This is a genomic window from Corallococcus aberystwythensis (assembly GCF_003612165.1).
GTDB classification, from domain to species: domain Bacteria; phylum Myxococcota; class Myxococcia; order Myxococcales; family Myxococcaceae; genus Corallococcus; species Corallococcus aberystwythensis.
In genome coordinates, this window is the sequence record NZ_RAWK01000146.1 from 1 (window position 1) to 25,361 (window position 25,361).

At 68.2% G+C, this 25,361-nt stretch carries 19 protein-coding genes and 1 tRNA gene; 9 read left to right on the forward strand and 11 right to left on the reverse strand.

Annotation, left to right across the window (positions count from 1 at the left end):
* Nucleotides 1–2,814: 2,814 nt before the first annotated feature.
* The 3 genes from D7W81_RS23480 to D7W81_RS23490 are packed head-to-tail and all read right to left on the reverse strand — an operon-like array spanning nucleotide 2,815 to nucleotide 5,833.
* Nucleotides 2,815–3,546: a T4 family baseplate hub assembly chaperone gene (locus tag D7W81_RS23480; protein WP_120557633.1), complete on the reverse strand. Its 732-nt coding sequence runs from the start codon at nucleotides 3,544–3,546 to the stop codon at nucleotides 2,815–2,817.
* A 23-nt stretch (nucleotides 3,547–3,569) separates the two neighbouring features.
* The gene (locus D7W81_RS23485; protein WP_120557634.1) at nucleotides 3,570–4,103 is read right to left on the reverse strand and encodes a phage tail protein; all 534 of its coding nucleotides are present in this window, start codon (nucleotides 4,101–4,103) and stop codon (nucleotides 3,570–3,572) included.
* Between the two features lie 17 nt (nucleotides 4,104–4,120).
* Nucleotides 4,121–5,833 (reverse strand): phage tail sheath family protein, encoded by a 1,713-nt coding sequence (locus D7W81_RS23490; protein WP_120557635.1) that lies wholly within the window; start codon nucleotides 5,831–5,833, stop codon nucleotides 4,121–4,123.
* A 147-nt stretch (nucleotides 5,834–5,980) separates the two neighbouring features.
* On the opposite strand from D7W81_RS23490, the gene D7W81_RS23495 reads away from it, so the two are divergent.
* The 3 genes from D7W81_RS23495 to D7W81_RS23505 are packed head-to-tail and all read left to right on the forward strand — an operon-like array spanning nucleotide 5,981 to nucleotide 10,753.
* Entirely contained in the window at nucleotides 5,981–7,570 is a 1,590-nt protein-coding gene (locus D7W81_RS23495; protein WP_120557636.1) for a class I SAM-dependent methyltransferase, read from the forward strand.
* A gap of 12 nt (nucleotides 7,571–7,582) precedes the next feature.
* On the forward strand, nucleotides 7,583–9,376 hold the full coding sequence (locus D7W81_RS23500; protein WP_120557637.1) for an eCIS core domain-containing protein: 1,794 nt from the start codon (nucleotides 7,583–7,585) through the stop codon (nucleotides 9,374–9,376).
* A gap of 3 nt (nucleotides 9,377–9,379) precedes the next feature.
* On the forward strand, nucleotides 9,380–10,753 hold the full coding sequence (locus tag D7W81_RS23505) for a glycosyltransferase (protein WP_120557638.1): 1,374 nt from the start codon (nucleotides 9,380–9,382) through the stop codon (nucleotides 10,751–10,753).
* Nucleotides 10,754–10,864: 111 nt separating this feature from the next.
* Here the strand turns inward: D7W81_RS23505 and D7W81_RS23510 are convergent, their stop codons facing one another.
* The 4 genes from D7W81_RS23510 to D7W81_RS44170 form a co-directional block, all read right to left on the reverse strand.
* Nucleotides 10,865–12,088, reverse strand: coding sequence for a class I SAM-dependent methyltransferase (locus tag D7W81_RS23510; RefSeq protein WP_158621668.1), 1,224 nt, complete (start codon nucleotides 12,086–12,088; stop codon nucleotides 10,865–10,867).
* A gap of 229 nt (nucleotides 12,089–12,317) precedes the next feature.
* Nucleotides 12,318–12,443 (reverse strand): hypothetical protein, encoded by a 126-nt coding sequence (locus tag D7W81_RS44165; protein WP_279637843.1) that lies wholly within the window; start codon nucleotides 12,441–12,443, stop codon nucleotides 12,318–12,320.
* Nucleotides 12,444–12,572: 129 nt separating this feature from the next.
* Nucleotides 12,573–12,671, reverse strand: a tRNA-Sec gene (locus D7W81_RS23520).
* Nucleotides 12,672–12,713: 42 nt separating this feature from the next.
* Nucleotides 12,714–13,682 (reverse strand): methyltransferase domain-containing protein, encoded by a 969-nt coding sequence (locus tag D7W81_RS44170; protein ID WP_120557640.1) that lies wholly within the window; start codon nucleotides 13,680–13,682, stop codon nucleotides 12,714–12,716.
* A gap of 255 nt (nucleotides 13,683–13,937) precedes the next feature.
* Between D7W81_RS44170 and D7W81_RS23530 the strand changes: the two genes are divergently transcribed.
* A complete protein-coding gene (locus D7W81_RS23530; protein ID WP_158621669.1) occupies nucleotides 13,938–16,214 on the forward strand; it encodes a DUF3857 domain-containing protein in 2,277 nt (758 codons plus the stop codon).
* A 4-nt stretch (nucleotides 16,215–16,218) separates the two neighbouring features.
* Here D7W81_RS23530 and D7W81_RS23535 read toward each other — a convergent pair whose 3' ends face one another.
* Entirely contained in the window at nucleotides 16,219–16,527 is a 309-nt protein-coding gene (locus D7W81_RS23535) for a hypothetical protein (RefSeq protein ID WP_120557648.1), read from the reverse strand.
* 29 nt (nucleotides 16,528–16,556) lie between these two features.
* On the reverse strand, nucleotides 16,557–17,630 hold the full coding sequence (locus D7W81_RS23540; protein ID WP_120557642.1) for a metallopeptidase family protein: 1,074 nt from the start codon (nucleotides 17,628–17,630) through the stop codon (nucleotides 16,557–16,559).
* 88 nt (nucleotides 17,631–17,718) lie between these two features.
* Between D7W81_RS23540 and D7W81_RS23545 the strand changes: the two genes are divergently transcribed.
* On the forward strand, nucleotides 17,719–18,075 hold the full coding sequence (locus D7W81_RS23545) for a response regulator (RefSeq protein ID WP_120534978.1): 357 nt from the start codon (nucleotides 17,719–17,721) through the stop codon (nucleotides 18,073–18,075).
* Between the two features lie 180 nt (nucleotides 18,076–18,255).
* Entirely contained in the window at nucleotides 18,256–19,899 is a 1,644-nt protein-coding gene (gene groL / locus D7W81_RS23550) for a chaperonin GroEL (RefSeq protein WP_120557643.1), read from the forward strand.
* An 87-nt stretch (nucleotides 19,900–19,986) separates the two neighbouring features.
* Here groL and sinK read toward each other — a convergent pair whose 3' ends face one another.
* Nucleotides 19,987–21,504, reverse strand: coding sequence for a hybrid histidine protein kinase/response regulator SinK (sinK, locus tag D7W81_RS23555; protein WP_158621670.1), 1,518 nt, complete (start codon nucleotides 21,502–21,504; stop codon nucleotides 19,987–19,989).
* 170 nt (nucleotides 21,505–21,674) lie between these two features.
* Between sinK and D7W81_RS23560 the strand changes: the two genes are divergently transcribed.
* Nucleotides 21,675–22,064: a demethoxyubiquinone hydroxylase family protein gene (locus D7W81_RS23560; protein ID WP_120557645.1), complete on the forward strand. Its 390-nt coding sequence runs from the start codon at nucleotides 21,675–21,677 to the stop codon at nucleotides 22,062–22,064.
* A 12-nt stretch (nucleotides 22,065–22,076) separates the two neighbouring features.
* Here the strand turns inward: D7W81_RS23560 and D7W81_RS23565 are convergent, their stop codons facing one another.
* Nucleotides 22,077–23,465, reverse strand: coding sequence for a GGDEF domain-containing protein (locus tag D7W81_RS23565; RefSeq protein WP_120557646.1), 1,389 nt, complete (start codon nucleotides 23,463–23,465; stop codon nucleotides 22,077–22,079).
* Here D7W81_RS23565 and D7W81_RS23570 point away from each other — a divergent pair.
* Both D7W81_RS23570 and D7W81_RS23575 read left to right on the forward strand, forming a co-directional pair.
* Entirely contained in the window at nucleotides 23,464–24,330 is an 867-nt protein-coding gene (locus tag D7W81_RS23570; RefSeq protein ID WP_120557647.1) for a chemotaxis protein CheW, read from the forward strand. The genes D7W81_RS23565 and D7W81_RS23570 overlap by 2 nt on opposite strands.
* Before the next feature lie 117 nt (nucleotides 24,331–24,447).
* A partial coding sequence (locus D7W81_RS23575; RefSeq protein ID WP_147445591.1) for a response regulator occupies nucleotides 24,448–25,361 on the forward strand: 914 nt, incomplete at its 3' end.

Consider the following 25,361-nt stretch of genomic DNA (forward strand, 5'->3'; position numbering starts at 1 on the left):
TCGAGGGACGGGGCGAGGGGAAGAAGGGAAGAGCGCCCCTGTCGCGAAGCGGCAGCGGATGATGGAGTCGGGGACCCATCCAGCTCAGGGGCAGCCGTCCCCATTGCTTCCATCAGGCCTGACGCGGGAGCGGAGTTCCGGGATGGGGAGAGGATGGACATTGGCGTGGGCGGGGACGCGGGAGCAATGCCAGCCATCCGGGCGGTGGGCGTGTGCACCGCGGGGGACTGGGCAGGCGAGAGAGGAACGAGCGCCGCGGGAGGCGGCATCGAGGAACGGACGGACGGGGCCTGACCACCCGCGAGAGTGGTGACAGTGCCGTCGCGAGCGGGTGTGCGTGGGGGAGGAGCGTCAAGGCTCGGAGCGCCTGGCGTGAGCAAGAACGCCGTCTCGGAGTGCGTCTCCAGTTGCGATGCGGCCGCGCGCGGACTGGCGATGCTGTACGCGGAGGGACGCGCAGGAGCGAGGACCGGCAAGGCCGGGACGTTGAACTCCAAGCCGGGGACTTCGGAATCCGCCGAGGGAGGCGCCGGCGAACGTTCGAGGGAGCGGCGGAGAGCGGCCGGCTCGGCTGAAACGAGAGGAGTTGGGGCCGGATTCGAGGCGGGTTGCGCCGTTTTGGGAGATGGCGCTTCGGAGCCGTGATGCACCCTGGGGGCAACCGGCTCCATCGTCGGTCTGTCCTGCCGAGGCGCGGCGATGGGCAGGGGGCCCTGTTGCTGCACCGTGGGGGGCTGCGCGATGTCCGACTCGATCCAAGGCGTGCCTTGCACGAGTGCGGAAGGCTCGGCTCGCATCTCAAGGGAGGGACGGGACTCAGGTGCCTGGATGAGGGGCAGGTCTGGCGATACGTCCGGGATGAATGCCGGCGTCATGAGGGGCAGGGGTTCGACACGGTCCTGAGGCGCCAGAGGATCCTGGCTCACCCCGAGGTCGGGAACCTGAAGCGATAAGGCAGTCGCCGCGGGCGGTGGCTCCTTCACGAACGCCGAGGAGGGTGGACGTTCCCGGGAAGACTCAGCCCGCGGAACAGCCTTTTCCCCGAATGGAGCAGGCGGAGGCGCGGCGCTGCGTGGGCGCGGAGCACCAGGCTCTGAAGGGGCGAGCACGGGACCAGGGCGCGGGGCCTCGAGTGCTTCAAGCTCTTCGGTGCCCTCAATGGAAGAGACAGGCGTCGAACTCGGCGCGGGGGCGAGCAGCGGCAGCGACGAGAGTTCCTTCTCTACGGCGGGGGAAACTCCGGCGGGGAGAGGCGCAAGGCCGCGCTCGAAGGATGGACCGTCCATCATGGGCAATGACGGTCCGAGGCGGCTCATTTGCGAGCTGACCTCGGGAGAATCCAGGAGTGAAGGCTGAAGTACGAAGCCGGGTGCGGGCGCCAGAAGTGGAAGGGCGGCACTGCTTGCCTCGGGCCTGGGAGACACAGCGGCGAGCCCGGGATCCGAAGGCGAGGGGACGGTCGCCGAGGGCGCCGGTTCCTTCACGAGCGCCGTGAACGGTGGGCGCGCCTGGGAAGCAGCCGGCGGCGGCACGGCTCTTTCCACGAGCGGAGCGGGCAGTGAGGCCTCGTGGGATGCCGCAGGCGGAGCTGGGATTGCACCCTGAGCGGGAACGAGCAGCGGCAGCGATGTGAGCTGCTCCGCCTCATGGGCTGGAGCCAGGGGCCGCTCGGATTCCTGCGCGGGAATGGCTCTCTGGCTTGGCGTCGCGCGACCCGGCTGTGGACCAGAAGGAGCGAGCGCGGACTCGCGATGGGAGAGCGCGGGAGTGGACGCCTCATCGCCCACGGAGGCTGCCGAACCCGGCGGTGTGGCGGTGCTCGGCGCGGGAGAGAGCGGAGGCAGGTTGGCGTCACCCCTCTCCTGCGTGGAAGGGCTCTCCAATCCAGCGGGAGCGCTCGATGCCGGTGCGAGCGAGGAGTCCAGGGAGAGAATCGCGGGCTGCGCGCCCTCCCAGGCTGCGCGAGGGACCTGGGCTGAGCTGCTGTGAGAGGAAGCCTCGCGAGGTGGAAGCGGAGGGAGAGCGGGCCTGGGAGGCGGGGGCCCGAGCGGATCGACGGAAGCGAGCTGCACTGGAGCTGTGCTGTGCCCAAGAGGGGAGGAATCTCCGCGCGGTGCCGGGGGCTCCTCGCGCGTGAATTCCTGCGGGGGGGCGCCACGAACGGGAGCGGCGCTGCCCTCAGGAGAATCCAACAGCGGGAGCCGAGGTGCGGAGCCCTGCGTGGCAACCAGGAGCGGGAGGGCGGTAGGGCTCGCTTCAGCGGTGGACGAAGCGGGGGCAGGTGCGGGGAGCTCTAGAGGCCTCTCCGGCAAGCGGGGCTTGGAAGCAGGAGCCTCGGCTTCAGCGGATCGCGGCTCGGCTTCGTGAGCGCGCGGCGCGGGAGGCGGGGATGGGGGCTCGGTCCGGATATCCGCTGGTGGGGAGCCAGCGGGCAGCACCGTGGGCCCGTCCTTGTCCAAGCCATGGGCTACGGTCGGTGGCGTGGTCTCGCCGTGCGAAGCGGGCAGGATGGCCTGCGGTTCGCTTGGGAGCGGCGGCGTCTCGTGCACCGAGGGTTGCAGGGAGGACTCCAGCGGCCCGGCGCGCAGCACGTTGCTCAGCAGGGCGCCCCAGGCGGCATCGGCGCCAGACGGATGGGATACGAGCAGCGGCAGATCGTCGAACTCGGAGCGTGGGGGCGCGTCCGGACGCGGCGCGAGTGGATCCGTGATGTGCTCGGAGACGAGTGTCCGCGAGCCCGCGTATCGCGAGTGCGGCAGGGGCTGGAGGACCACCGCCGTGCCCGTGGCCCGCTGCGCCAGCAGGGAGAGAAAGTCATCCACCGTGGATCAGCTCCAGGTAGCGGCGGCGCATCGGAGCGCTGAGCGACAGGATGATGGCCTCGGTCCACCCATACGCCTGGGCAAGCTCATGGACCTCCCGCTGGAGCTTTCGGGCCTGGGCCTCCAATTCAGTCCAGAAGAAGGAGAGGATGTCGAAGGCGGCCCGCCACGAATTGCGGCAGGTGGCGCACTGGAGGCGGAAGCTGATGTCGGCCTGGGGATCATCCTCGCCGACCCGGGTGGACAGGGCGGTGAGCACCTCCTCTGGGACCGTGGAGAGCGCCACGGGCTGGCCCTGGAAGCGGGCCTCTCGCACGCAGCGCTGGAGCAGACGGGCCCGGGCCACGCGGGCGTCCCGCAGGGGCGCCAGCTCCGCCAGGTCCAGGCTGTCCGGGAGCCGGTAGTCCAGCGCGTAGTCCCCCACCACCAGGGGGCTGCGCGGCGCCTCCGGCAAGGGCAGGCGCAGCTCCTCGGTGGTGAGCGACAGCTCGAGGCGCTCACGGCACTTCGGGCACAACACGAGCACCTCGAGCTTGGGCCCGAACACCCGGGCCCGCAGCTCCAACAACAGCGCGTCGCGCCGGCCAATGGACAACCGCGCCAGCGCCGCTGGCTCCACTCCCGGTGACGCCGCGCGCAGCAGCACCATGGCCCGGTCCAGGGCGTGCTTGTCACGCCCCCATTCGCAGATGCGCACGATGTCGTGTGCGTTCAGGGGGCGCATGGCTCACCGCGGTCGCGAGCGGCTTACGAGGCCGGATCGTTGAAGGTGGGCTCCTGCGGCTCCTGGACGCTGGTGTCGCGCTCCCAGCCCTCCGTCTGCAGCACGAGCGACTGGATGGCCACCGCGTTGCCCATGCCATCCAGCTCCGGCAGCGCGGTGAACTTCGACGGCCAGCACCGGTACACCTTGTAGGAGATCACCTTCTGGCCGGCCTCGTTGTACAGGTCGATGGTGATGTCCTTGCGGAAGTCCGCCAGCGACACCTCCTGGCCGAACTGCGAGGAGTTGGGATGGTCCCAGACCTTGTTGGCCCACTGCTCGAAGGTGATGTCATGCGTGACGCCACGCTCCAGGGTGATCTCTTCCCAGTCGGTCTGGCCCACGGACTTGCGCGTGGTGCTCGGGTCGCTGCCAGCGCGGTGCTTGATCACCTCGGTGGTGCGCGTCAGGGCGCTCACCTTGCTGATGCCGGCCACGGGCTTGCCGTCCCAGCTCACGATGAACTTGTAGTTCTTGTAGGGGTCGACGCGGGTTGCGTTCTTGGTGAACTCAGGCATGAGGAGGCTCCGGGGCGCTAGGAGGTCTGACCCGCGATCTGCTCGATGTAGATGACGACGAACTCAGCGGGCTTGAGCGGGGCGAAGCCCACCTCGACGTTGACGATGCCCCGGTTGATGTCGTCCTGGGTGGTGGTGGTGGCGTCGCACTTGACGAAGTAGGCCTTGTCACGCGAGCTGCCCTGGAAGGCCCCCTGGCGGAACAGGTCATTCATGAAGCCGCCAATGGCCAGACGCAGCTGCGACCAGAGCGGCTCATCATTGGGCTCGAACACGGCCCAGCGCGTCTGCCGCAGTAAGGTCTGCTCGATGTAATCCGTCAGCCGGCGCACGGGCAGGTACTTGAAGTCGCTGCTGAGCACGTCCGCGCCGGCCAGCGTGCGCGCGCCCCAGACCACGGGGCCCACGGTGGGGAACGAGCGCAGGCAGTTGACGCCCTGGGAGTTGAGGTTGCCATTCTCCTGGTCGGTCAGCTTGAGGTCCAGGCCGCTGATGTTGGCCAGACCCGCCTCGAAGCCGGCGGGCGCCTTCCACACACCACGCGTGGCGTCCGTCCGGGCCATGATGCCGGCGATGATACCGCTGGCCGGGCGCGAGTGCACTGCGCCGCCCTTGAGCATGTCCGAGCCCACGACGCGCGGATAATACAAGGCACAGTAGGGCGCCATGTCCGTCGAGGGCGACACCCCGATGTCTGCGCCGAAGTTCTCCGGATGAATCTGGCTGGCATTGGACCACGCCGTCGGCGGATCGACGATGAGCGTGGCCTTCTTGTCCCGGCACTTGCCAGCGAGGTAGGTGTAGAGGGCAGGCCAGTTCTTGGCGTCGGTATCGAAGGAGTCCGGCGGGGCGCAGACGATGTTGTAGACGTCCAGCCGATCCAGCACCTCGGTCAGTTTTTTCTCGAGCGTGGGCTCGAAGTCCGCATCCGACAGGGAGTCCGAGTCCTTCACCCCTGCGTTGTGGCTCGTGATCCCATCCGCAGTGGCCGTGGAAGGGGAGTCCAACAGGGCATACTTCGAGGTCTGCTGGAGAATGGTGCCCAGGTAGCGCCCGCCCGAGGCTGGGTTGAGGGAGACGGTGTTGAAGGTCTCGCTGTCCTGGGTGCCGTCCGTGTCCGTGAAGGTGATCTTCAGGTTGAAGAGGATGTCCTGGGTCGCATCCCACGTGGGCGTCTTGTAACGCTCTGCGACCATCGGTGAGATGTTCAGGGGGTTGGTGCTGGTGCTGAAGGTGAGCCCGGGCTTCTTGGGATCGAAGTGCGAGGCGTCGCCCTGGTAGACCGCCCATTTGCCAGGGCTCGAGGCCTTGAGCACGAGGTCCGGATGAGGCCGGGCCCCGGAGTAGGAGGGGTTGCCATCCGAGTCCGGCACGAACACCAGGCGCGCCGTGTTGACGTCATACTCGTCCGCAGAGCCCGGGCCGGAGAAGCTCGTGGAGCCGCTGGAGGCCGGCGAATGGAAGGCGCGGATGATGACGGCCTGACTGCCTCCGTTGAGGAAGAAGTCCTGCACGCTGTACGTCATCGGTGAGCCGGCCAGCAGCCCACCGAAGATGTCTTCGAACTCCTCATAGGAGGAGATCTCGACGCCCTGATACACGGGACCGCGCTGAGTCCGTCCAATGAAGACGGTGAGGGAAGTCGAGACACCAATGATGGTGCGGACGCCGCTGGGGACTTCCTGGACATAGACGCCAGGAGCCGACAGCTGCGGGCGGACGAGAGCCATGGGTCACCTGCTGGGGAGGACTTCGCGGAGATTCGGCGGTGAACGAAAGGACATGCGACGGTTGATCTCTTACCATTAAGTGCAGGTCGGCGGCCAAACCCTCTATCGCATGGAGGGTGGAGGTGGCCGGAGTGGAGGTTTTGAACCATGGGTCCCAGGCGCCACCACAACACCTTCGCGTGCCTTGTCCACGAGCGCCGCGAGTGTGTGATGGATCTGGTGCGCAACCTCCACCATCTGGATCCGGATTCGCGCATCCTGCTCTACAATGGAGGCCCGGATACGGAGCTGCTCAAGGGCCTTCCCGTCGAGCGCTACAACGCGGTGGTCCACCCTGGTGCTCGCCCCATGAAGTGGGGGTGGCTCCACGACTTCGCGCTGGACTGCTTCCGCTTCGCCCTGGAACACGAGCCATTCGACACGATGACCATCGTGGACTCGGATCAACTCGGGCTGCGCCCCGGGTACTCGGCCTTCATTGCGGAGTTCCTCGCGCGGCATCCGGGCGCGGGGCTGCTTGGCAACGTGCAGCTCCCGGGCAGTCCCGTGCCGTTGTCAGCGCCCGCGGCCCATGCGCGCAGGGAACTCGACCTGTGGCGGCCCTTCCTGAAGAAGTTCCCGGACGGCGAGGCGCAGTTCGTTCACTGGACCTTCTGGCCGTCCACCGTGTTTTCCGCCGAGGCCGCGAATGATCTCGTGAAGCTGTGGGATTCGGACGCACAATTGCGCGACATCCTTTCGCGCTCGCGCATGTGGGCCACCGAAGAGGTGCTCTTTCCCACGCTGGTGGCGATGCTGGGGCACCGCGTGCTCACCAGCCCGTGCCGCTATGACGTGGTGAAGTACCGCGTCCAGTACTCCACGCGCGAACTCGATGCGGCCATGTCCCGGCAGGGGAGCTATTGGGCTCACCCCGTGCCGCGCCGTCATGAGGATCCCCTGCGCGCTCACGTGCGTTCCCGGTTCCAGGAGTATTTGAAGCCAACCACGTCTGTCGAAGCCGTGGAGGCCGCGCGGGTGATGGCGCTCCAGGGGCGGGAAGAGAAGCCTCGGCCGAAGCTGCTGCTCGCCTGGCCCATCCTCTCCGAGATGCGAAAGATTGAAGGTTGGCTGTCGGAGGAGGAGGCCGACCTGCTCATGGCCTCGTGCTCCCATGTCCTCTGCGCACCGGGCGCGCCGCAGTCCGTGGTGGAGGTGGGCAGTTATTGTGGCAAGGCGACGGTGGTGCTGGCGCGTGTCGCCGAGGCCCTCGGGACCGCGGCGCGGGTCCACGCCATCGATCCGGGGGATGGGGTGGTGGGCTCGCGCGACGGAAAGCTCGAGCGCAAGGGAGCCACCCGCCACAAACTGGAGCAGACCCTGCGCTCCTCGGGCCTCGACTCAATGGTACACGTCCATTTCCAGCAGGCGCCCCAGGTGGCCTGGAGCGAGCCCATCGGGTTCCTCCTCGTCGATGGGCTCCACGACTACGACAGCGTCTCCGCGGATTTTCATCACCTGGAGCCGTGGCTCACGCTGGGAGGGCTCGTCGCCTTCCATGACTGCGTGGACTACTTCCCCGGAGTGAAGCTCTTCGTCCAGGAACTCCTCCGGGATGGACGCTTCCGGCACGTGCGCACCGCGGGCACGCTCGTGGTGCTGGAGAAGCTCGCCGAGTGCGAGAAGCCTCAAGTCCGTTGCCTGTCGGATCAGCCTTCTGGGGTCACTCTGCGAAGCATTGGTATCCTGTCTGGATAGGAGAGCACTTCGATGCGCGAACACGCGAAGCCCCGACGGAGTGCAATCTCCGCAGTTGCTCGTGACACATCTCCATCCTCCCTCGTCCCGGAGTTGGCGAACGGCGGTGGTGCCCCGGTCTCTGACCCATCCGCGGCGCTGGGAACAGGCCTGGGCCACGATTTCACCAACATTCCCGTGCATCCTCCGGCCGTCCCAGCGGCGCAGCGTGTCGGTAGGGGTGGCCCGGTCCCTGGAAACATCGCGGCGCGGTCAGCGAACGGCACCGGCCTCGCGGATTCCCTGAAGGCCAGGATCGAGCACCTCTCCGGTGTCTCAATGGACGACGTGACCGTCCACTACAACTCTCCCCGTCCCGCGCAACTGCATGCATTGGCATACACGCAGGGCACGCAAATCCATGTGGGAGCGGGGCAGGAGCGGCACCTGGCGCACGAGGCCTGGCACGTGGTGCAGCAGAAGCAGGGGAGGGTTGCGCCGAAGCTGCGGTTTCAGGGGCAGGGGGTGAACGACGACGCATCGCTGGAGCGGGAGGCGGACGTGATGGGAGAGAGGGTCCTGCGGAGCCCCCCAGAGCGCATCGCGGAGGGGCACGCAACGGTCCCCCTCGTCCCTCAGGTTCACGGGAGCGCAGTGGGGGTTGCTCCCATCCAGGCCAAGTGGATCCTCCGCAGTGGAGAGAGGGTGTGGGTTCCGGACGATTACGCCCTCCAGGATGGAGAGCGCCTGGCCCCCCAGGAGCCGGCCCGATACGGCATCTGGAGCAACCCGGAGTTCCAGGCGCGTCGTGGGCGGATGCGCGAGGCGCTAGGGGTTCCCGAGCCTGAGCGCGAGCAGGAGAAGATCGGCTTTCCCTTCGGCTTCTTCGACCATGCGTACAAGAGTGACAATCCTGCCCCCGTGTCCTTGACGTTGCGTGGAGGTGTGAAACACGAAGGCCATGTGGACATGCCTAGCCCCCACACGCCCCTTGAGCGGATCCTGCCCATGCTACCGACGCCCATGACGAAGGGGAGCGATTTGCCGCGGCTCCTGGGGGCCCCCGACCTCTCCCAGACGGGCACCTCCGTTCCCCGCGGACACGTCAGCCTGGACCGGGTTCGGGAAGCCCTGACGGGACTGCAGTTCGCAAGGAACACCGGCCTTGATTCGGTGCACCAGCCGTCGGCCGAGGTTGACTTCCAGGGAACGGAGCGCGCGACTGGAAGAACGGTGCTGTTTGATCCGTTCATGTCACCCCAGCCCGAGAAACTCACAATACTGAACCGCTTCGCCCTGCAACTGGAAAAAGCAGGGGTCGCTGGTGCGCGCCAGGCGACCCAATATCCGAAGGGAACCAATCCAAAGGCGCAGGCGCGCACTGATCGTGGTTGGGCGAAAGAGGCCTACACCGCGCACACCAACGACAGTAAGGGCAAGCAGGGGAATGTCGTTGGCCTTTGGGATCAGACTGCGGACACCAGCGAGCGGCTCAACGCGCTCCAGGGGGCGCTGGATAACAGCAAGGTGGCTCCGGGGCGGGTAGCGCCCGTGGACCTCCGGCTCGATGAGGAATTCGTCCTGGAGGATCACCACGCGCGGATCCAACTGGAGCACGCCAAGCGCAGCCGTGAGGAGCAGCAGGAAGCAAAGCGGGAGAAGGAGCAGCAGAAGCGCAGCAAGCGTTCCCGCGGAGGAGCGGACTCCCCCTCTGGAACAGAAGCCCTGCCGTGGGGCGGGCCGGGGCCGGGCGCCGTCAGCCCTTATGGTTGGGGACAAAACCACCCGCTGTACATGCGGTTCCACCGTGATGACGGAGCCTACTGATACATGTGGACGCTTTGGCTATACTGGGAAGGGGCGATGCCCGCTTACATCCAGCTCTGCTCGGAGCTGCTGCAGGCGTTCCATCCCAACGCGGTGCTGGTGACGCCGGAGACACTTCCACAGTACGGCATTGATCCCGCGAAGCTCTCGCACATGCATGTCCGCCAGCGATCGGACTGCATCCGAACGGCGCTGCTGCACGACTTCGGCGGAATGTGGTGCGATATTGACTGCATCCCGCTCCGGACGTTCGAGCTGTTCTATCGCCTGGCGGAGAAGTCCAGCGTCGGCTTCGCCTCCTACGACTCGACGGACGACACCATCGGCTATTGCTTCACGGCGTCTCTGCCGCGCGCCCCCGTCATCGCCAGGCAGTACGAACGGGTGATGGCCGTCGTCAACTCCGGCAGGGCGCCAGGCTGGCTGGAGGTCAGCACCGAGCCGTTGACACAGGTCGTCCGGGAGGTGGGGCGGGAGAACATGCCCGTGCTGCCACTCTATCTCATGCAACCTGTCGTCTGGCATGAGCAACAGCGGTTCATCGTCCGGGGCAGTGACGAGGAGCATCGGAAGCACCTGGCCGGCAACCCGTCTGTGTTCTGCTATCTGCTCAGCAACCAGTGCATGTCCGACGACGTGAAGCGTTTGACGAGGCATGAGCTGCTAACGTCGGATCGCTTCATCTCCTTCCTGTTCCGCGAGTCCGCATCCCGTGCGAGGGCACTGCGCGGCAACGTCCTGGCCAAGGGCAAAGCGGTCGTGACCCTCAACCTGTACGGCGACGGGCTGCGGCCGGCGCTCAGGGACTCGCAGCGGGCGGCGGCCGAACGATGGGGCGCGGAGTACGTCGAGATCACCCGCCCGATGTACTCCTCGCCGGATGCCTACTGGGAGAAGCTCAATCTGGATCGCCACGTCCAGGCCTACGAGCGTGTCGTCTACCTGGACCGGGACGTGGTGGTGCGCGCGGATTGCCCGAACCTGTTCGACCTTGTGCCAGCCAATTCCTTTGGAGGCATTTGCTCCGAGCAGGACGGCCATCACCTGCGAGAAACCATTGAAGCGAAGATGAGGCACCTCTACCGCACGGTGGGCGTCGCTCTCGACTACGAGCGGGAGTATCTCAACTCAGGCGTTCTGGTCTTCTCTCCCCGCGAGCACGGCAATGCCTTCGATGCGGCTCGTTACATTCACCTGCTGACCCACGAACGCTCGTGGGAGGTCTACGACCAGGGGTGTCTCAGCCTCGCGCTCAAGTTCACGCAGACGCCGCTGCACGTCCTATCTCCAACCTTCAACCGCTGTGGCGAGAGGCTTTGGAACCATTGGACGCCGTGGATGGCTGGGAACACGCGTTGTTATACGAGGGAGTTCTAGCGCCAAAACCCCTTCTTTCTGTGGGCTGATCCGTCACGATGCCAGCAAGCAGCTCTTCGGCTCCGGGGCGACTCCTGAGGCTCACCGTCAGTGACGCGGTGGGGCCGAGCGTCAGCGCCGCAGCATGACCTGTTTCTGGAAGGAGGAGAGAGGCAACAAGTTCAACCACTGGTCGCGGTGGAGATCGAGCTGTGCCCAGGTCAAGTCGTTCGCCGAGACGCCGGAGAGCGGCTGCGCGGGGCCATCCGCGGGGCGGATGACCGTACAACCCCAGTCCGTGTCGACGGTGTAGAGGGGAACCTCTGGGTGGTTGAGGCGGAACCGCACCACTGCCCGCCAGACCGTTCCGTTCCACTCGGTCCCGGAGGCATACTCTTCTGGCGGTCGCTGGTGCCACTCCGTCGGCGGATTGGTGTCATGGAGGACCACGGCGCCCTCTGGAGTGAGCCGGGCCAGGGCACCCTCAATGTCCCTGAGTACCTGCTCCTCCTCGTGGAGTCCGTCGATGAAGATGAGATCGTAACGTTGCTCGGGAGGAGCACTCGCGAAGAACGCGTCCGAGCCCATCCGGTACGTTGCGCCCGGGGCAGGGTCGACCGAGTGCTTGAGTGCGGCAACGATCCGCTCGAAGTTATGCACGGGGTCCCCAATTCCTATCTCAAGATACCGGCTGAAGCCGTATCTGGCGATGAGCGCATTGAGGATGTCGGTGCGGGTGGCGATCCACTGGAACGCGTTGTAGAGTGCGTGACCTCTGCCTCCGATGCAGAAAGGCCGCTTCGCGCGCGCCATGCCAATCCAGAACTCGCACTGCAGACGGGCATTCCAAGTGGCATCCTGGCTGATGCGCACGGGCGAGTGGCGCAGGCCGCTGATGCGCGGAAGGGTTCGTACATAGGAACTCTTCGTCCACCAGAAATTGCCCGAGTAATGATTCTCCACCCAATTGACGCCGGAGCAGTCATGGTCGGCGAGTGCGCCAACGCACTCGTGGTATCTCGATAGGGTGTGGTGAATAAGCAGGCGCCGCCAGTGCTTGGGATACTGGTGGGTGGGACCGTGAGACACGCCCTTGGTATGTGCGTAAAAGACATAGGCGTCTTGCGCATCACAGAGCTCTTGCAACCGCTCCAGGGCAGGGAACTCGAACTCGCTGAAATCCTCCGTCTCATGAACCACGGTGATCTTGGGATACGACAAAATGCGGGCACGGATGCACTCCCGGTCTTCTTTGGGGCCGAGCAGCGCGAGTCTGATGGACTGGCAGTCCGTATAGAGCCCAGAGTCGACCACTGCCTCCAGCAACTCTTCGAACACAGCCAAATAATGGTTCATGCACGCAACGGTCATGAATCCATGGATGGGTGTCATCTGGCAAAGCTAGCACGGAGTAGGCTTCGTCCAGCAGCACGTAGACGGCCGACGGCACGGCACCGGGCATGGACCGTGCTGGGGACAGGCTCCCGAGTAGCCGCCACTTCCGAGATGAGTTCCGTACCACTCCCCTCGGAGAGTGATCAACGCTACTCTGGCTCGAGCGCCCAGGTTCCCTCTTCCCAGAGTTTCAATGCCTGCTGCGCTCCGAACGGACCAGCCCCTGCCCCTTGGCCGCTTCCTCCAGGCGGAAGAGGGCCTCGTTCTGTGCGACGACGTTCTGGGCGAACTGCTCGACAAGATCCTCCAACTTCATCACCAGAGCCCCTTTCCGACGTTCTCGTGGAGAAGCTGAAGGAGGTGTGGCGCGAATACAAAGGCAGTGAGATGAGGATGAGGCAATTCATCTCGCAGATGCCTGCCACGCGCGGATCAGAGGGATGAGTGGCGGTAGGGCACGGGAATCGAACTCGCCAGGGACTGCTCTCGCAGCCCCTCATTGGTTTTGAAGACCAAGCCGGCCACCAGGTCCGGAGGCCCTACCGCTTCCGATTACCGCCGCTCCGCCCCGGTCCGTCAACCACCGTCACGGCTTGCGCGCGGAGACCACGGCGTACTCGTCGCAGTTGAACAGCGCGGTCCACTGGCGCTGCTCCGGCGTCATCTGCATCGCCCGGTGCACGTCCGCTCTCACCTGGTGCAGGGACGTGCTCCCCGGCTCGCGCTCCAGCTGCGCCATCCCTCTCAGCGCCACGATGGCCGTGTTCACCGCCGGGTACACGTCGTCCGCGATGGACTCCACCTTCGCGTCCTGGAACCCCGCCCCCCGCAGCTCCGTCAGGTAGCGCTCCGTCGACCAGACATTCTCCTCCGGAAAGGCAATCAGCCCCCGCCAGTACCGGTAGCGCAACCTGGCCCGCAGCCCCGCTCCTGACTCGCGGTCCGTCTTCTGCGCCATGTCCGCCATCACCAGCCGGCCTCCCGGCTTCAACACCCGGAACGCCTCGCGCAGGAAGTCCTGCCGCGTCCGGAAGTGCATCGCGGACTCCAGCGCGAACACCACGTCGAACGCCTCCGCGCCTCCCGGCAGCGCTGTCGCACTGCCCACCTCCAGCCGGACCATGCCCTCCAGCCCCGTCAGCTTCAGCCGCTCCCGGCCCACCCGCACCTGGTTCGGCGTGATGTTCACCCCGACGATGCTCGCGGGCTTGAACTCCTCCGCCCACAGCAGGTCCTGGTCCGCGTACCCGTTGCCGCAGTCCATCACCGCGTCGCCGGGCCCCAGCTTCGCCGTCCTCGCCAGCAGGCGCGCCAGCTCCGCCTGGGCGGACCGGAAGAGTTCACCCACGCGCTCCACGTTGGTGTCGTCCACCTTCTCCACGTGCTTCCAGTAGCCCAGGTTGATCCAGAAGGGCTCGCGGCCCGTCTCCACCCGGATGTCCTGGGGCGCCGGCATCCCCGCCACCCAGGCGCCCGTCGTGTTCGTATAGAAGCGCTCCGGGTCCGCCAGGAGCGCACTCTTCAGCCGCGACGCGACCTGCCTTACGTTGACCATCCCAAGCCTCCTTGGACTCCCAAACCCACGGCCGGAACCCTAGTCCGTGTCACGGCGATTCCAGAGCTGGCACGCATGTCGGTTTTCACTGGTGAAAAGAGGGGGGGACGCCCGCCCTGCGTCCCAGGGGGCGCCTTGCCCGGCGCGTCATCCGGCCTCCATGATGAGCGCCCTTCCTCCATGCGCCGCCCTCTCCATTCCGTCCTGCTGCTGTGTCTGTGTCTGTCCTTGAGCGCAGGAACCGCGCATGCCGCGATGCCCTTCCGCGTAGGGCCTCCCGCCGCGTGGGTGAAGCCGCTTCCCATTCCTCCGGACTCCGGCCCGACGCCCGCGGGCGAGGAGGAGACGAGCGTCTCCCGGCTGCTGATGGAGAAACAGGTGCGCGTGTCTGGCCATTCGCGCGAGGACTACCTGCACTCGGCCCGGAAGGTGCTCGCGCCGCAGGGCATCGACACCGTCACGGACATCCAGCTCCGCTTCGATCCGACGTACCAGAAGCTCACCGTCCACGGCATCTGGCGCATCCGCGACGGCCACCGCGAGGACCTCTTCCAGCCCTCGGAAGCGCGCGTCATCCAGCAGGAGACCGAGCTCCAGAACCGGCTCTACAACGGCACCCTCTCCGTGGTGCCCTTCCTGCGCGACGTGCGCGTGGGCGACACGGTGGAGGTCGCGTACTCCATTGAAGGCGCGAACTCCGTCTTCGGAGGCCGCTTCTCCGACGTCGTCGGCGTGGGGCAGCCCTTTCCCGTGGTCCACCTCGCGTACCGGCTGCTGTGGCCGGAAGGGCGCTCGCTCTACGTCCGGGACTTCGCCGCGCCGGGCCTGTCGCGCTCGGAGGCCATCCTGGGCGGCGAGCGCGAAATCCTCCTGGAGCGCCGCCATGTGCCCGCCGTCCGCTCCGAGGACCACGTCCCCGGCTGGCAGCCCGTCTACCCGTGGATCCAGCTGAGCGAATACAAGGACTGGAACGACGTCGCGCGCTGGGCCTCGGGGCTCTTCCAGGTGCCCACGCGCTCGAAGGCGATGGAGCAGGAGGTCCGCCGGCTCGCGAAGGAGCCCACGCCCGAGGCGCGCTTCCTCGCCGCGCTGCGCTTCGTCCAGGACGAGGTGCGCTACCTGGGCATCGAGATGGGCCCCAACTCCCATCAGCCCCATCCGCCCGACGAGGTCCTCCAGCGCCGCTTCGGCGACTGCAAGGACAAGTCCCTGCTGCTGGTGGTGCTCCTCAAGGGGCTGGGCATCGACGCGCAGCCGGCGCTCGTGAACACGGACTTCACGCAGCTGCTGGACGGCTGGCGTCCCACGGCCACCGCGTTCAACCACGCCATCGTCCATGCCACCGTGGCCGGCCGCGAGCTGTGGGTGGATCCCACGTCGACGCTGGAGCGCGGGGGACTGGACAGCTACGAGCCGCCGTCCTACGGCCGGGCCCTCATCGTCGCCCCGGGCACCACGGCGCTCTCCGTCATCCCCGCGCCCACGCTGACGGAGCCCTCCTTCTTCGTGGACGAGACCTACGTCGCCATGGACCGCGCTGGGACCGCGACACTCGACGTCGTCACCACGCGCACGGGGGCGTCCGCCAACGCCATGCGCCGCGCGCTCGCGAGCACGGCCCTTTCCGAGGTGTCCCGCTACTACTTCAACTTCTACGCGAAGAAGGACGCGAAGATCTCCGTCGCCAAGCCCATGACGGTGGACGACGACACCGTGAAGAACGTGCTCGTCCTTCACGAGCACTACCGCATCGAGGACTTCTGGACCTCGGACGGCGGCCGGCAGTTCGGCGCGCACGCCCTGCGCAATTTCCTGGCCGAACCGAGCTACTCCCACCGCGCCTTCCCGCTCGAGGTGGAGCACCCCGTCTTCGCCCGCCACCGCATCACGCTGAAGGCCGGCGAGCTGCCCCCGGTCCGCACGGAGCACGAAGCCGTGGACGGCCCCGCCTTCCGCTTCGAGGCCGACACCCGCGCCAACGGCAAGACGCTGCTGCTCGACTACCGCTACCGCAGCACCGCGGACTCCGTCCCACCCGAGCGCATCGCCGAGCACGTGAAGGCCGTGCGCGCCACCGAGGAACAGCGCGGCTACTACGTCCAGCTCGCGAGCCGTGGCGCCGGCCGCCGGGCCTCGCCCGTTCCGTCTGGCGAGGCCGGCGCCATCCTCCTGGGCGTCCTCGCGACGTGCCTCGTCCTCTGGTTCGTCATCGCGCAGGGCGGTCCATTGGAGCTCTGGCGCAAGGGCCGCGCCTGGGGCCGGCGCCGCGCCTTCGCGCGCAAGTTCGACGCCGACCACCAGGGCGACAGCGCCTGGTCCGCCATCCCCATCACCGGCCCGCAGGAGCTGCTCTCCACGCTGGGCCGGCTGCGCTGCGCCTGTGGTGCCACGAGCGAGGCCCCACAGGACTCGCTCCGCCACGAAGCCGTCGTCCTGGGCGAGCGCCACCTCACGCTGGTGCAGTGGCAGTGCCCCACCTGCGCCCGCGCCCGCCGCGCCTACTTCGAGGACAAGGGCTCCCGCGCGGCCTGACGTCTCAGCCGCCGCTGCTCGGCTGGCAGATGCCCGGGCAATCCGCGCTGCCCCCGGGCTGGCACGTGTCGGTCGGATCATCCACGCAGGTGCTCCCGGACACGTTGCCCGCGCAGCCCCCGAAGAGGCCGCCACAGCACTCGACGTAACCCTCCGGCACGTCACACGGCGTCGGGTACGCCTGACACGTCCCGCTGGCGGAGCGAGCGAACACCACCACCTGCGGACACGAGCGCGGCTCGTTGTCCCCGTCGCCGCTGCAGCCCGCAAGTCCCAGCACCGCCATCAGCCCCAGCCTCGTCCATGCGCTCATGGCGCGCATCAGGGCAGGGGAGAACGGCGCTAGTCCAGCCCCCGCTCCCACAGGTCGTCTTCATCCAGACCCATCAGGTGACCGACTTCGTGCATCACCGTGATGCCAATCTGTTCGATGAGCTCCTCGCGGGTGCGCGCGAAACGCTCCAGGTTCTTCTGGTACAGGACGATGGACGGCGGGAAGTGATCCGCCGCGTCCATCACGCTGCGCTCGCCCACGGGCGTGCCCCGGAACACCCCCAGGATGCACGGCGACAGCGGCGGCTGCTGACCCAGCAGGTCCTCGTCCGACGGCAGGTCCTCCACCGCCAGGGTCACGTTGTCCATGTACTGCTTCACCTGCGAGGGCAGGGCGCGCATCGCGTCCTCCACCGCGCGGTCGAACGCCGCCTCCTCCAGGGCCACCGGCGGCGGCAGCTCCTCCGGGGCCAGCACCTGCGCCCGCGTGAAGCGCTTCTTCGCCTCGCGCGCATCCTTGCGCCGCTCCGCGATGAGCCCCAGGTAGTGGTGCGCCCAGGCCTCGTCCGGCGCGTCCTTCAGCACCCGCTCGAAGGCCTCCTGCGCGGGCGCGAAGCGGCACAGCTCGAACAGCGCGATGCCCCGCTCCAGCTGTGCGTCCGCGGAGCGCGGCATGTGCGTCAGCGCCTGGTCCAGGCTCTTGAGCGCGGACTCGCATTCCCCCAGCTGGTTGAGGCCCATGCCCTCCAGGAGGAGGAACTCGTAGACGAGCTCCACGTCGTCGGTCTTCTGCGCCAGCTTGCGCCCGCGGCCGCACCACTCCAGCCCTTCCTCCACCGCCTCGCGGTCCTCGCCCGTGCGGCAGACGAGGAATTCCGCCGCGCCGAAGAGGATCTCCAGGTCTTCCGGGGCCACCTTCAGGGCGGCGCCGTAGGCCTTGCCCGCGTCCTCCAGGCGGCCCACCTCCACCAGCGCGGCGGCCCGGTAGTGCAGGGCTTCTGGTGAGTCCGGAACGTCCCGGAGCAGGGCGTCGGCGCTGGCGAGCGCGGCCTCGAAGTCCCGCGCCTCGAAGGCGTCCGCCACCCCGTCCAGTCGCGCGTCCACGCCCATCGCCTCCCCCTGCTTCGCCGTGCGCTTCGCCATACGGGCAGGCAGCTAAGAAGCCGTGCTTCGCGTTGTCAACGACCGGAGTCGCTGTTACCTTCCAGCGCCCCGTTTTGGCCCGAACCCCGTGAACATCCTGGTCGTCGACGACGATTATGAGCTGTGCACCATGCTCTCTCGCTACCTGGAGATGCATGGCTACACCGTGTTCTCGGCGTCGGACGCGCTCCAGGCCCTGGACATCATGGAGCGTCATCCCGTGGGGCTGGTCATCACCGACTACCTGATGCCCCACCTGGACGGCATCCACTTCACGGAGATGCTGAAGGCGGACCCCCGCTTCCAGAGCATCTCCGTCCTGATGATGACCGCCAGCAACGACGCCAACATCTCCGACCGCGGCCTGCGCAAGGGCGTCGCCATCACCCTGCAGAAGCCCCTGGACATGGGGCAATTGCTCAACCTCGTGCGCTTCGCGGAGTAGGGCCTTCTTTAGGGCGCCTGAACCCCCCGTCCGGGCGGGCTGGAAGGCGTCCTCAGGCCCACACGCCTGCCCCTTTCCATTGACATCATCGATGCGACCCTTATGTTGGCGCTCGACATGGCCGAGTGCTAACGGCCATCCCCATTTGTAGAAATTCCCCAAGTATTATCGGAGGTTACGATGGCAGCGAAGGAAATCTTCTTCCACCAGTCCGCGCGCGATTCCATCCTGCGCGGCGTCCGGATCCTCGCGGATGCGGTCGCGGTGACGCTCGGTCCCAAGGGCCGCAACGTGGTCATCGAGAAGAGCTTCGGCTCGCCCACCATCACCAAGGACGGCGTCACCGTCGCCAAGGAGATCGATCTCGAGAACCGCTTCGAGAACATGGGCGCGCAGATGGTGAAGGAGGTCGCGTCCAAGACCTCCGACAAGGCGGGTGACGGCACCACGACGGCGACGGTGCTGGCGCGCGCCATCTACGAGGAGGGCCTGAAGCTGGTGGCCGCCGGCCACAGCCCCATGGACCTCAAGCGCGGCATCGACAAGGCCGTGGAGGTGGTGGTCGCGGAGCTGAAGAAGATGTCCAAGACGACCACGGACAAGCAGGCCATCGCGCAGGTGGGCACCATCTCCGCCAACGGGGACGAGACCATCGGGCAGACCATCGCGGACGCGATGGAGAAGGTCGGCAAGGAGGGCGTCATCACCGTCGAGGAGGCCAAGGGCCTGGAGACGACGCTCGACGTGGTGGAGGGCATGCAGTTCGACCGTGGCTACGTGTCGCCGTACTTCGTCACGAACCGCGACCGCATGGAGGTCGTCCAGGACGACCCCTACATCCTCATCAGCGAGAAGAAGGTCTCGTCGATGCAGGACATGATCCCCGTGCTGGAGCAGGTGGCGCGCTCGGGCAAGCCGCTGCTCATCATCGCGGACGACATCGAGGGCGAGGCCCTGGCCACCCTGGTGGTGAACAAGATCCGCGGCGTGCTGAACGTGGCCGCGGTGAAGGCGCCGGGCTTCGGCGACCGCCGCAAGGACATGCTCAAGGACATCGCCACGCTGACGGGCGGCATGGTGGTGAGCGAGGAGCTGGGTCACAAGTACGAGAACCTGACCCTCAACGACCTGGGCCGCGCCAAGCGCATCACGGTGGACAAGGACAACACCACCATCGTGGACGGTGCCGGCCAGAAGGCGGACATCGAGGGCCGCATCAAGCTCATCCGCACCCAGATTGAGACGGTCACCAGCGACTACGACCGCGAGAAGCTCCAGGAGCGCATGGCGAAGCTCGTGGGCGGCGTGGCGGTCATCAACGTCGGCGCGGCGACCGAAGTGGAGATGAAGGAGAAGAAGGCCCGCGTGGAGGACGCGCTGCACGCGACCCGCGCGGCCGTCGAAGAGGGCATCGTCCCCGGCGGCGGCGTGGCCTACATCCGCAGCCTCAAGGCGCTGGACGGCCTGAAGCTGGGCGGCGAGCAGGACTTCGGCGTGGAGATCATCCGCAAGGCGCTCCAGGAGCCCCTGCGCAAGATCTCCAGCAACGCCGGCGTCGAGGGCGCCGTCGTCATCAACAAGGTCAAGGAAGGCACCGGCGCGTACGGCTTCAACGCCCGCACGGAGACCTACGAGGACCTGGAGAAGGCCGGCGTCATCGACCCGACGAAGGTCGAGCGCACCGCGCTGCAGAACGCCGCCTCCGTGGCGTCCCTGCTGCTCACCACCGAGGCGATGATCGCCGAGCGCCCCAAGAAGAAGGCCAAGGGCGGCGCGGGCGGCGGCGCCATGCCGGAGTACGGCGGCGACGACATGGACTACTGAGCCACTCCCTGGCTCTGTAGTTCCGTAGGGTTTCCGGCCCCGGTGGGCTTCCGCGCGATGCGGAAGCGCCCGGGGCCGGAGTCTTTTTCAGGGCGTGGTCTTCTTGAAGGCCAGGGCCAGCTCACGGCTGAGCGCCGCGGTGTCGGAGAGCAGCTTGGGCAGGCACGCGGCGGCCCCGGCGCGCAGCGACGCCAGCGCCGTGTCCATGGTGAGGTGCTCGGCCAGGACGACGAAGGGCGCGCCCTGGCTCAGGCCCCGGGCCAGCTCCAGCGCCTTCTTGCCGTAGGCCGGCGCGAAGTCCCACGACACCACCACGCCCACGGGCGGCTCCAGCGCGGCCACCTCCGCCCCGGCGACGACGCGCGCCTCCAGGCCCAAGAGCGACAGCGCCTCTGAAATCAGCCGCGCGGTGGCCGGGTTGTCCTCCAGCACGTCCACCCGGCGCATGGCGGCGCTGGGGGCCGGGGCGGGCGGCGCCACCGGCGTGTACAGCGTCTGGCGCAGGAGCGCGCGCACCTGGCGGATGTCGTCGAAGGGCTTGAGCAGGTAGTCCACCACGCCCAGTTGCAGCGCCTGCTGCGTCGTCACCAGCGACGGGTAGCCCGTCATCAGGATGACGCGCGAGGCGGGGTCCAGCTTCCGCGCGTGCTGGGCCAGCTCCAGTCCGGACAGCCCGGGCAGGTTCTTGTCCGTGACGATGAGGTCCACGCGCGAGGAGCGGAGGATTTCGAGCGCGGCCTCGCCGGTGGCCGCTTCAATCACCTCGCACTCCTTGTCCATCAGGTCCTTGAAGACCATCCGGATGATGCCCTCGTCATCCACCACCAGCAGGCGCTTGCGCGGCGGGCGCGGCGCGTCCGTGGGCGGGAAGAGCACGCGGAACACCGTGGCCGGAGGCGGCACTTCGCGCAGCGTCGTCGGCGGCACCAGGGCAATCTGCGCGTGGTGCTCCTGCGCGATGCGGCGACAGACGGCGAGCCCCAGGCCCGTGCCGCGTTTGCTGGCGGAGACGTAGGGCTCGAAGATGCGCGCCTTGAGGTCGTCCGGGATGCCCGGGCCCCAGTCGGACACGTAGAGGGCCGCGGACGCGCCCTCGCGCGCGAGCGTCACCTTCACGCGGCCCCGGCCGGACATGGCGTCGCGCGCGTTGTTGAGCAGGTTGAGCGTGAGCTGCTCGACGAGCCGCGCGTTGCCCTGGATGGTGAGGTCCTCCGGGGCCTCCACCTCCAGCGAGATGCGCGCGGAGTCCGGGTTGACGCTGAACACCTTCGCCGCCGCCCAGATGGGCGCGGCCAGGGACAGCCGCTGCTGCGGGGCCGGCCGCTCGCTGGCCAGGCGGATGAAGTCGGAGACGATCTGCTCCATCCGCTCCACCTGCGCGAGCAGCAACTTCAGCGGGCCGCTGGAGCCCCCTTCCTCGGCCAGCAGCTGGGCGTACGCCTTCGCGCCCAGCAGGGGCTGGCGCAGCTCGTGGAGGACCTCCGCGGCGACCTGGTGGGTATGGGCGTTGGCGCGTTGTAGCGCCGCTGCCGCGAGTCGTGCCTTGTCCAGGTCCCCCGCGTCCAGGGCCTGGAGCAGTTGCGCGAGCGGCGAGGGGGTCTCCATGCGAAGGAGCATGGCGGAGGCGGATGTTCAGACGCAACGCACCCCCAGCGGGATTCGGTTGACCGCGCCCGCGACCGAACGGATGCTCGCGAAAGCCCTCCAGCCGGACCTGACGGGACACACAGGTGCCCGCCCGCCTGCTGGGGACTCTCCCTGTCGCAGAGGCCCTCATGCCGCAGACGAACCCGTTCCACTCGCTGGTACCCCGGAAGCTGACGGACTCCGAACTGGCCCGCTCCATCCGGCTCAACATCGAGGCGGAGCTGGACGCCATCAACCTCTACGCCGCGCACCTGGACGCGACGGACAACGAGGAGGCGAAGGCCATCCTGCGGCACGTCATGGACGAGGAGCGCGAGCACGCCGCCCTGTTCTGGCAGCTCATCGCGCGGTTGGATCCGGAGCAGGCCCAGCACGACCGCGAGGCCGGGCAGAAGTACCGCCTCATCACCACCGGCGCGTCCCACGAAGAGGTGGAGGCGGTGAGCGAGGGCGGTGGCGCTCAGCCCGCGGAGGTGGAATTGCCCAAGCGCCTCACCGTAGGGAGCCTGCGCAAGTAGCGCGGGCCGGCTTCAGCCCTGGCCCTGCTGGGGCGGCGGGTTCTGACGGCGCTCGGCCGGGGTGGCTTCCAGGTCCTGCGCCGCCATGTAGACGACGTTCCGGGTGCCACGCTTGCCCCGGTACATGGCCCGGTCGGACAGGTCCAGCAGGTGATCCTTGTCCTGGGCGTGCTCCGGGAAGCTGGCCACGCCGATGCAGGTGGTGAGCTTGAGCGCCAGCCCCTCGCGGCCCAGGAACTGATGGGTCTCCATGGTGCGGCGGATGCGCTCGGCGACCTTGAGGGCCCCGCCAGAGTCGGTGCCGCGCAGGAGCACCACGTACTCGTCGCCGCCGAAGCGCGCGACCACGTCCGGGTCGCGCACGCAGCCCTTGAGCACGCGCGCGGCCTCCACCAGCACGCGCGAGCCGACGAGGTGCCCGTGCGTGTCGTTGATGGCCTTGAAGCGGTCCAGGTCCAGGAACAGCAGGGAGAAGGGCCGCTGCGTCTGGAGCGCCTCGTTCACCTCGCGGTCCAGCACCAGGTGCAGGTAGCGCGTGTTGAACAGGCGGGTGAGGTCGTCCACGTACGCCAGGTCCTCCACGGCGGCGAAGCGGCCCAGGTTGCGCAGGGCCAGGGCCCAGTTGCGCACGAGGAAGCCCACCGTCTCCACGTGGTGCCCCGCCGGGGGGCTGTCGTGGAAGAGCACCGCGTGGCCCAGCACCAGGTCGCCGTCCATGGCGGGGAAGGCGTGGGTGCGCGGCCAGGGCACCTGCAGGCCGTCGAGCACCAGGGACGTGCGCGTGCCCGAGAGCCGTTCGATGAGCTGCGGGACGAGCGCCTCGTGCAGGTCCACCGGCAGTCCGCGCATGCCGTGCGAGCGCAGGCCCGCGCCATTGGGGTCGCGCTCCAGGAGCACCACCGCGGAGGCGTTGGCCATGGACTCCAGCGCGTCCGAGACGGCCGAGGCCAGCCGCTCGCGGTCGAGCGTGGTGGCGATGCGCTGACCCGCCTCCAGCAGCGAGACGTGCTGGCGCAGGGACGCGTTCTCTCGCATCAGGTCGCGCGTGGTGAGCGCGCGGCGCAGCGCGTGCTCCAAAGCCTCCGGCGCCACGGGCTTGACGAGGTACTCCGCCGCGCCGCTCTTGATGGCGCGCACCGCGGGGGCCACCTTGTCCAGGCCGGTGATGACCAGCACCTCCACGCCGGGGTAGCGCTCGCGCACGTGGCGCAGGACCTCCATGCCGTCGCCGCCGGGGAGGATGAGGTCGGTCACCACCGCGTCGAACCGCTCCGCGGCGAGGGCGGCCTTCGCGTCCGCCACGGCGGCCACTGCCGTGACCAGGTGTCCCGCGGCCGTGAGGTAGTCGCCGTAGAGGTTGCGGGCGATCTTTTCGTCGTCGACGAGGAGCAGTCGCGCCATGACTGTCCTGGGCTTAGCACCCAACGCTGGAAGGCTGCTAGGGTCCCAGGCCGTGCCCTTTGAAAGCGGACGGCGGCTCTGCCTGCTGGTGGAGGCCGGTGAGACGCGCTACGCGGTGGAGGCCACCTCCGTCATCGAGGTCGCGATGCCGGGCGCTCGCGGCGCCAGCCTGCGCGGCGTACTGGAAGTGAAGGACCTCTCCTCGCTGCTCGGCGGGCCGCCGGAGGACGTGCCGGGCATGGTGGTGGTGCTGGACGTCAGCCCCACGCTCGCGGTGCGGGTGCGCTCCGTGGTGGAGGTTGCGGATGTCGCGAGGGATCCGTTCTTCCTGCTGCCACCGGGCCTGGCGGACTCGCTGGCGCCGCTGAGCCGGGGCGCGGTGCTGCACAAGGACCGGCTGTACCTGGAGCTCATCGTGGAGGCGCTGCCGCACCGGGCGGGCCCGCGGGCCTCACCGCCAGAGCCCCGGCCCGTGCACTGGGCGGACGAGCCCCCGGAGCGGGCGCTGGTGCTGGAGTCCCAGGGGGTGCTGTTCGGCGTGCCGCTGGGCTCTGTCTCCCAGGTGGTGCCCCGGGGCGAGGCCTTCAGCGTGCTGCCGGTGCAGAGCGGGCCGGTGGCGGGCGTCTATCCGCACGCGCAGGCGCTGTGGCCCATCTGTTCGGTTCCGGCACTCCTGGGGGCTCCGGCACGGGTGGAAGACCTGTTCGTCCTCACGGAGCTGGCCGGGCGGAACGTAGGGCTGGCGGCCACCCGGGTGCTTGGTGTGCTGCAGAAGTTCAAGCCGGCCGAGCTGACCGGAACCTTCCGGGCGCCGGGGCTGCCGGATCCGGTGATGTTACTGGACCTGCAGCGCATGTTTTCTTGATCGGCCCAAAGCGCGAACCCTAAGCTTCTCCGATTGACACAGGGCGTGCAGGCAGGCTTGCTCGCCCGAAATCTCAAACGAATTCAGGGGGGTATGCGCCCCCCGAGGCCGGAGCCGATGCCCAAGAATCTACTGATCGCCGACGACTCGCTCACCATCCGCAAGGTGATCGGGATGATCTTCGCGACGGAAGACTTCCAGGTGACCGCGGTGGACAACGGGCTGGACGCCATCTCCCGCACGCGCGAGCTGCGTCCGGACGTGGTGCTCGCCGACGTGATGATGCCGGGCAAGAGCGGCTACGAGGTCTGCGAGGCGCTCAAGAGCGACCCCTCCACGCAGGCCATCCCGGTGATGCTGCTCGCCGGCACCTTCGAGGCGTTCGACGAGAACCGCGCGAAGGCCGCCCGGGCGGACGACCACATCACCAAGCCCTTCGAGAGCCAGATCCTCCTCGACAAGGTGAAGGCCCTGGTGGGCCAGAAGTCCAACACCATGCCCGCGTCCGCCGCGACGCGCGTGCTGCCCCAGACCTCCACTCCGGTGGCCCCGCCTGCCGCGCCGCCCGCCGCCGCCGCGCCTCCGGGTGCGCGTCCCGCGGGTGCGCCGCCTCCGGGCGCCGTGCCTCCGGGTGCACGTCCCGCGGGTGCGCCGCCTCCGGGCGCGCGTCCGCCGGGCGCGGGCGTGCCTCCTCCTCCGGGCGCCGCGCGTCCGCTGCCGGGTGCCGTGCCTCCGGGTGCGCGTCCCGCGGGTGCGCCGCCTCCGGGCGCCATGCCGCCGGGTGCGCGTCCTCCGCCGGGCGCCATGCCGCCGGGTGCGCGTCCCGCGGGTGCGCCGCCTCCGGGTGCCATGCCGCCGGGAGCGCGTCCTCCGCCGGGTGCCATGCCGCCTCCGGGCGCGCGTCCTCCGGGGCCGGGCGTGCCGCCGCCTCCGGGCATGGCCGCGCGTCCTCCGGGCCCTGGCGCCCCGAACATCCCGGGTGGCTTCCCGCGTCCTCCGGGCGCCGCGCCGCTGCCCTCCGCGCCCCCTCC